Origin of the sequence: Clostridium algoriphilum (genome assembly GCF_020443705.1) — a bacterium.
Lineage (GTDB): Bacteria > Bacillota > Clostridia > Clostridiales > Clostridiaceae > Clostridium_AD > Clostridium_AD algoriphilum.
In genome coordinates, this window is sequence record NZ_JAIZZK010000107.1 from 1 (window position 1) to 1,006 (window position 1,006).

Annotated in this window: 2 rRNA genes; both read left to right on the forward strand. The window is 40.9% G+C overall.

The window, feature by feature from the left end:
- Positions 1-76, forward strand: a 16S ribosomal RNA gene (locus tag LGK95_RS22105); the annotation flags it as partial.
- Between the two features lie 295 nt (positions 77-371).
- Positions 372-1,006: ribosomal RNA gene (locus LGK95_RS22110) — 23S ribosomal RNA — on the forward strand; the annotation flags it as partial.

Genomic DNA, 1,006 nt, shown 5'->3' on the forward strand with positions numbered 1-1,006 from the left:
GAAGGTGGGATCGGTGATTGGGGTGAAGTCGTAACAAGGTAGCCGTAGGAGAACCTGCGGCTGGATCACCTCCTTTCTAGGGAGTAGATATAGAGACTTCGGTCTTTATAATAGAAGAATTTAATTATTCTTCAAACATCTATTGTAATTAATCGTACCTATTCTCTGTTTAATTTTGAGAGACTAATTTTTTTAACTTTTAGGAGTTAAATAATAATAGTTTTTCTAGAATGTTCTTTGAAAATTGCACAGTGAAATAAATTGTTTGAAAAGATTAAAGCCATTTTAATGGTGTATAAATTAATTTAATACAATTTCGCAAAATTAATACAAGTAATATATAATTGTCTATTATTATAGACAGAATCAAAGGTCAAGCTACAAAGGGCGCATGGCGAATGCCTTGGCACTAGGAGCCGAAGAAGGACGCGTTAAGCTGCGATAAGCTTTGGGTAGGCGCAAATAGCCAGTGATCCAAAGATTTCCGAATGGGGGAACCCACATAGTAACAACTATGTACTGCATACTGAATAAATAGGTATGCAGGGGTAGACCCGGGGAACTGAAACATCTAAGTACCCGGAGGAAGAGAAAGAAACATCGATTTCCTAAGTAGCGGCGAGCGAAAGGGAAAGAGCCCAAACCTAGGTCTTTGACCTAGGGGTTGAGGATAGATCATAAATACTGTATTTCCTTAATTGAAGATAGCTGGAAAGCTGCTCCGCAGAAGGTAATAGGCCTGTAAATGAAAAGGAAAAACAGTCAGATCTAATCCAGAGTACCACGAGACACGTGAAACCTTGTGGGAAGCTGGGAGGACCACCTCCCAAGGCTAAATACTACCTAGTGACCGATAGTGAAGAAGTACCGTGAGGGAAAGGTGAAAAGAACCCCGGAAGGGGAGTGAAATAGAACCTGAAACCGTGTGCCTACAACCGGTCGAAGCACTTTATATGTGTGACGGCGTGCTTTTTGTAGAACGAGCCAACGAGTTACGATATGTAGC